This is a genomic window from Aliamphritea spongicola (assembly GCF_017051665.1).
Classification (GTDB): domain Bacteria; phylum Pseudomonadota; class Gammaproteobacteria; order Pseudomonadales; family Balneatricaceae; genus Amphritea; species Amphritea spongicola.
Map to the genome: position 1 here is coordinate 1 of NZ_JAFIDL010000116.1, position 285 is coordinate 285.

Consider the following 285-nt stretch of genomic DNA (forward strand, 5'->3'; position numbering starts at 1 on the left):
GCGTTGTCCCGCTCTGACCCCAGCGCCTACAACCCGTTCAATGGAGGGGATCCCGACAACTGGACCGGCGTGGACGGCACGCCGAATGACCCTGCCACGATCGCCAGCTTCACCGTCCCGGTGCGTCGCTACAGCACCTCAAGCCTGTTCCAGGTGGATACGCGTTTCGTGCACGACCACGTCTTTGCCCTGCCGGCGGGCGAAGTGGGCCTGGCCTTCGGTGCGGAATGGCGGCGGGAAACGCTGTCCGACGGGCGCGACCCCCGCCTCAACGGCGAAATCACC

Annotated in this window: 1 protein-coding gene; it reads left to right on the top strand. The window is 67.0% G+C overall.

Annotation, left to right across the window (positions count from 1 at the left end; genetic code table 11):
• On the top strand, positions 1–285 hold a 285-nt coding region (locus JYB63_RS22975), incomplete at both ends, for a hypothetical protein (RefSeq protein WP_205660236.1).